Consider the following 6,042-nt stretch of genomic DNA (forward strand, 5'->3'; position numbering starts at 1 on the left):
CGTCCGAATCGCCGATGCGCAGGGTCAGCAGATGGTGGGCGGCGTCCTGGGAGATGTGGAGGAGGCCGGCGGACGGCTGGGCATGCGCATCGGCGAGTCGGCCGAAGCGCTTGCCGCACGCGCCTCGGATCTCGGCCGCATCTTCGATGCCGCCGACCAGCATCTGATCTCGCGCATCGCCGAAGGTTCGGAAGCCTTGTCGTCGCGTGCATCGGAGATCGCCCGCATCTTCGACGATGCGGATCAGCGTCTGGTCGCCCGCATCGCCGACAGCACCACCACCATCGGCGGCCACGCCGAGACCATCGTCGGGGCTTTCGCCAGCACCGAGCAGCGGGTCGCCGACCGCGCGCGCCAGACCGGCCAGGAATTGGCCGTCCATGCCCGCGAGATCGAGCAGGCGCTGGCCGGTGCCGACGAGCGACTGGCGTCCAATGCAGCGGCAGCCGCGGCCCGGATCGAAGAGCAGGTCTCCGGCGTCGAAAATCGTCTCGCCTACACCGCGGAAACGATGGGCCAGAAGCTCAGCGAGCAGGTTTCGAGCGCGGAGGCGCAACTCATTTCGCGCGCCAACGTGATCGCGGAGACCTTCACCGCCGTCGGCCAGCATATCGGCCAGAGCACCAACGACGCCGCCAAGACAATCGGCGCCAACACCCGCGAGCTCAACACGATGCTCGCGGCGCGCTCGGCCGAGATGTCGAGGATCCTCGACGAGACGGCCAAGCCACTGGTCGAGCGCTTCGCCCAGGGTGGCTCGGAGCTGCAGCGGAGCATGGAAGAGGTTACCGAGCGGGCGACCGAGAAGCTGCGCAGCGAAAACGCAGCGCTCGTCAACGCGCTCGCCAGCCGCACGGCCGAGACCCTCTCGGCCGTCGAGGGCGCGCGCTCGACGCTCGCCGACAGCGTCGCCGAGCTCATCGGCCGCCTGAGCACCTCCAGCGCCCAGCTCGGTCAGCTGATCGATCAGGCGGCGGTCAATCTCGGCCATGTCGAGGAGCGGCTCACCGGAAGCACGCAGAGCTTCGCGACGACCACGGAGAAGGCCGCGCAGACGTTCGCCAGCTCGGCGCGCCTGGTCGATTCCAATACGACCCGGCTCACCGACCTGTCGTCGGCCACGCTGCGCGAGGTCGCATCGATCGCTACCAAGTTCGACGAGCACAGCCGGTTGCTCTCCAGCGCCTCGGACCTGCTCAGTTCCGCGCAGAGCAATCTCGAGCACACGCTGGAACGGCAGTCGTCGCTGGACGACCTCGCGGTCGGCCTGGTCAAGAAGTCGGAGGACCTCGAAAAGGTCATGCGTTCGTTCGAGAACCTGGTCGGCCAGACGATGCAGAACGCCGAGGGACGGACTATGGAATCGGCGGAAAAGATCCGCACCGCCATCGCCGAGGTGGTCGAATCGGCGACCAAGCGTTTCGCCGACGCGACCGAGGAGATGCGGCGCACCGCCGGTTCGATCAAGAGCGAGCTCGACCTGACGCGTGCCGAGCTCAAGAAGGGCGTCATCGAGATGCCGGAAGAGGCCAAGGAATCGACCTCGGCCATACGTCGGGCCGTTTCCGAGCAGATCAACGCGCTCAAGGAGCTCTCCGACATCGTCGCGAAGTCCGGCCGCAGCGGCAGCGACTCCTCGGAGCCGCGCAGCCTGCGCCCCGCTCCTCAGGCGCCGGCCCGTCCGGCCGAGCCGCCGCGCCGGCCGCCGGTTCAGCAGCAGCAGCAGCCCGAGCGCCGGGCTCAGCAGGCGCCGCTGGGTGAAACGACCTTGCGCGGCACGCTCGACCTCGAGCGTCCGGCCGAAGCGGCCCCGCGCCGCGAGCCCAATGGCCGCACGCCGCAAGGCGGCTGGGTGCGCGATCTCCTGACCGGGGCGTCTCGTGAAGAGGAGCTGAGGCCGGCGGCGCCGGCGGAAGCGCCGCGTCCGGCTCCGGCCCAGCGTTCGCCGCTGCATGTCGTGGAATCGCTTAACTCGCTGTCGGTCGACATCGCGCGCGCCATCGACCACGACGCCTCGATCGAGCTGTGGAACCGCTACCGGCGCGGCGAGCGTGACGTGTTCACGCGGCGCCTCTACACGCTGAAGGGCCAGCAAACCTTCGACGAGATCCGCCGCAAGTACCAAGCCGAGGCGGAGTTCCGCGCCGCCGTCGACCGCTACTGCGACGATTTCGAGAAGCTGCTCAAGGACGTGTCGCGCAACGACCGCGACAACATCATGGCGCAGACCTACCTGACCTCGGACACCGGCAAGGTCTACACCATGCTGGCCCATGCCAGCGGCCGCCTGCACTGAGCGGCTTCGTCAGGAAAAGAAAAAAGCGGGCCATGGCCCGCTTTTTTTGTGCTTGATGATATCGAAGCAATGCCCCGCCGGGCGTGTGCAGTGCCCCGACCGAATCGTCAGATCAGCGAATCCGTCCAGCGCACAATGTCCTTGGCGGCCTGGCCGAAGGCGCTGTCCAGCGCGCTGACGTAAGCGGCGTTGCCGCCGCCCGAGACCGGCGCGCTCGCCGTAAAGCTCTTGGCGGCGCGCACCTCGCCATTGCGGTCGTTGAGGAGGCGCACGAACAGCTCGACCTCGGCATGCTCGCCGCCATTGACGCGCACTTCGAAGGTCCGGACCTCGACGATGATCCGATAGTCGATCGCCAGCCCCTCGCCCGGCTTGCCGACGCCGGCAAAGCTGCCGGATCGCTGGAAGGTTTCCGCGAGCCTGGCCTGCACGATCAGCGGCAAGCGGTCGGCCCACTGCGCCCCCTTCAGGTACTGGATCGACAGATCGGATGGCCTGATGACGATGTTCTGGCTGTCCAGCGCCTTGAGCGCCGACGGCTCAGTGATCAGGATCTGCCGGCGGCTGTGGCCACGTACGTCGATCGACGGCGCCGACAGCTCGAACGTGTCGAGCGGCGCCGGCTTGGCGCCGAGCGCCGCGCAGCCGGCCAGCGAGAGCGCAAGCAGCGCCGCAGCCGATGTCATCCCAACCGACCTTGCCCAAACCGACGTCACGCGCGAGCCCCGTTGTCCCCAGATCGTAAGATCAACCCGCAATTGCGGTCTTTTCTGTTCTTGAGGCGGGCGAAGATCGAAGTCAACGCCGCACCCTGCCGTCATATTGCCGGACCTCGCCCTCGCCGCCCGACAGGATGCGCTGCGGATTGCGGCTGAGGTCGGTCACCGCTTCCTCGATGCGGTTGATCGAGCGGCGGCTGTCCTGGACCAGCGCCTCGACATTCTGCAGGCCTTGGCCCGAGAAGCGGGCCAGGTTGTCGGTGATGGTGCCGAGCCGCGCATTCAGCGTGTCGGCGACCTGCTTGAACGACTTCAGCGTGTCGCGGGCGTCCGCCATGACGCCGTTCGCCTCACCCGAGCCGAGCAGCTTGTCGACCTTGGCCAGGATGCCGTCGACGCGCTCCGAAGCGTCATTGAGCCGGTGCGCCAGCTGCCTGGCGTCCTTGATGGTGTCGTCGATGTCGTCGGCGCGGTTGGCGAATTTGTTCGTGACCTTGGCGATGTCGGCGGCGGCCTGATTGGCTTTGTCGCTGGCCTTCTGGATGTTGGCCAGCGCCGTGCGCACCTCGGCCGGATCGATGCCATCGAGCACGCCGTTGACCTTGTCCAGCGTGCCTTGCGTCTTCTGGGCGAAGTCGTTGATCGAGCCGACCGCCGTGTTGACGTTGTTGATGACGGTATCGAACTGCTTGGAGGTTTCCTTCAGATTGCCGGTCACCGTGTCGACGTTGGCGACGATGCTCTTGATCTGGTCCTTGTCGACGGCGTTGAGCAGGCCCTCGGCGGCCTTCAACGTGCCGTCGAGCTTGCCCGAAACTCCTTTCAACTCATCCGAGAGCGAACTCACGCTGGACAGGAACTTGTCGATGCCGTCGGAATTCCTGGCGAGCGCATCGGAGAAGGTCTGGACGTTCTTGACCGTATCGGTCAGTGGCCCGCGCACGTCGTGGGTGAAGCCTTCGAGATCCGAAAGCACCTTGTCGGCACGGGTGAAGATGTTCTGCGCGGTCTGCAGGAGATTGGTGACGGCGGAGGGATTGGCGACGATCTCGGCGACCCTGCCTTCCTTCTCGGCCTGGTCAAGAAGTTTCACCTCCTTGGGATCGGCGCCCTTGAGCTCGATATTGGCCTGGCCGGTGAGACCGGCCAGCCCGATATCGGCCTGCGTCGACTTGGTGATCGGCGTCATCCGGTCGATCTCGGTGTCGGCGATCGCGACAGTCGGATTGTCGACGTCGATGTAGACGCGCCTGACATCACCCACCTTGACGCCGTTGAAGAGCACGAAACTGCCGCGGCCGAGGCCGGACGCCGAGCCTGGGATGCGCACACGAAGCAGCGTCGTCTCGCCCTTGTCGCCGATCGCCGCCGTCCAATAAACGAAGGCGAAGGCCGCCAGGATCGCGGCCAGCGTGAAGATGCCGACAATGACGTAGTTGGCTCTTGTTTCCATTGCCCCACTTATGGCTATGCGCGCGCCGCAAGATCAAGTTGCCGTGCACGTTTTCCGCGAAAATAGGATTTCACCCACGGCTCCTCGCTTTTCAGCATGTCGTCGATCGTGCCTTCGACCAGTACCTTCTTCTTGCCGAGCACCGCCACGCGGTCGCAAGCGGTGAACAGCGTGTCGAGATCATGCGTGACCATGTAGACGGTGAGATCCATCGTATCGCGCAGCTTGACCACCAGCTCGTCGAATTCGGCGGCGCTGATCGGATCGAGGCCGGATGTCGGCTCGTCGAGGAAGACGATGTCCGGATCGAGCGCCAGCGCGCGCGCCAGTGCCGCCCGCTTGATCATGCCGCCGGACAATTCGGACGGGAATTTCTGCGCCGCGTCAGGCGGCAGCCCGACAAGCTCGATCTTCAGCAGCGCCAGTTCGTCCATCAGCTTCTTCGGCAGGTCGAGGTATTCGCGCATCGGCACCTGCACGTTCTCCTGCACTGTCAGCGCCGAGAACAGCGCGCCGTGCTGGAACAGCACACCAAGGCGCATATCGATGCGCAGGCGCTCAATGTCGCTCGCCTTCTCGACATCGACGCCGAACAGCTTGATCGTGCCCGACTGCTTGTGCAGCAGGCCGAGGATGGTGCGCAACAGCACCGATTTGCCGGCGCCCGAGGCGCCAACGAAGCCAAGGATCTCGCCGCGGGTGATGTCGAGCGACAGTTTGTCGAGGATCACCTTGTCATCCAGGGCGACGGTGACGTCGCGAACGGACAGCACGATCTCGCTTTCGGTGGTTTCCTTGGCCTCGGTGCCGTTTCGCGTCGCCATGTCAGAACTCTATCGCGGCGTAGAACATGGCAAAAAGACCGTCGAGGATGATGACGACGAAGATCGATTTCACCACGGAGGCGGTTACGTGCTGGCCAAGCGATTCGGCGCTGCCGCCGACTTTCATGCCTTCGACGGAAGCAATGGTGCCGATGATCATGGCCATGAACGGCGCCTTGATCAGGCCTGCGAAGATGGTGCTGAGATCGATGGCGACGCGCAGCCGGTCGATGAAGGCGGCCGGGGGAATGTCGGAATAGAGCCAGGCGGCGACGATGCCGCCGCCGAGGGCGGCAAAATTGGCGATGATCGTGAGACACGGCAGCGCGATGACCAGCGCGACCAGGCGCGGAAACACCAGCACGCCGCTCGGGTTCAGGCCGATGACCTTGAGCGCGTCGACCTCCTCGCGCATCTTCATGGAGCCGATCTCGGCGGTGATGGCGCTGCCGGAGCGGCCGGCGATCATGATCGCAGTCATCAGCACGCCGAGTTCGCGCAGGATCAGCACGCCGACGAGGTCGACGACGAAGATGTCCGCGCCGAAATAGCTGAGCTGATAGGCGCCCTGCTGGGCAACGATGGCGCCGACGATGGCCGACATCAGGACCACCACCGGGATGGCGCCGACGCCCATGCGGTCGATCTGGTTGAAGATGGCGGCCGGGTTGACGGCATGGCCGCGGCCAAGCTTCATCTGCGCGCCGCGGATGGTGGCGCCCAGGATGTTCATCGAGGCCAGGAAATCGT

General features: G+C 65.5%; 4 protein-coding genes and 1 pseudogene. 1 reads left to right on the forward strand and 4 read right to left on the reverse strand.

Annotated features, from left to right (window positions below):
* Window positions 1-2,296 (forward strand): annotated as a pseudogene (locus EN742_RS21045) (kinesin); the annotation flags it as partial.
* Window positions 2,297-2,403: 107 nt separating this feature from the next.
* Here EN742_RS21045 and EN742_RS21050 read toward each other — a convergent pair.
* The 4 genes from EN742_RS21050 to EN742_RS21065 all read right to left on the reverse strand — a co-directional run.
* Window positions 2,404-2,982: an ABC-type transport auxiliary lipoprotein family protein gene (locus EN742_RS21050; RefSeq protein ID WP_245455472.1), complete on the reverse strand. Its 579-nt coding sequence runs from the start codon at window positions 2,980-2,982 to the stop codon at window positions 2,404-2,406.
* Window positions 2,983-3,094: 112 nt separating this feature from the next.
* A complete protein-coding gene (locus EN742_RS21055) occupies window positions 3,095-4,468 on the reverse strand; it encodes an MlaD family protein (protein ID WP_126054789.1) in 1,374 nt (457 codons plus the stop codon).
* Between the two features lie 14 nt (window positions 4,469-4,482).
* Entirely contained in the window at window positions 4,483-5,292 is an 810-nt protein-coding gene (locus EN742_RS21060) for an ABC transporter ATP-binding protein (RefSeq protein WP_126054790.1), read from the reverse strand.
* 1 nt (window position 5,293) lies between these two features.
* Window positions 5,294-6,042: ABC transporter permease (locus EN742_RS21065; protein ID WP_148670175.1), on the reverse strand; the 749-nt coding region annotated here is incomplete at its 5' end.

The organism is Mesorhizobium sp. M4A.F.Ca.ET.020.02.1.1, from assembly GCF_004022645.1.
In the GTDB taxonomy this organism is placed as follows: domain Bacteria; phylum Pseudomonadota; class Alphaproteobacteria; order Rhizobiales; family Rhizobiaceae; genus Mesorhizobium.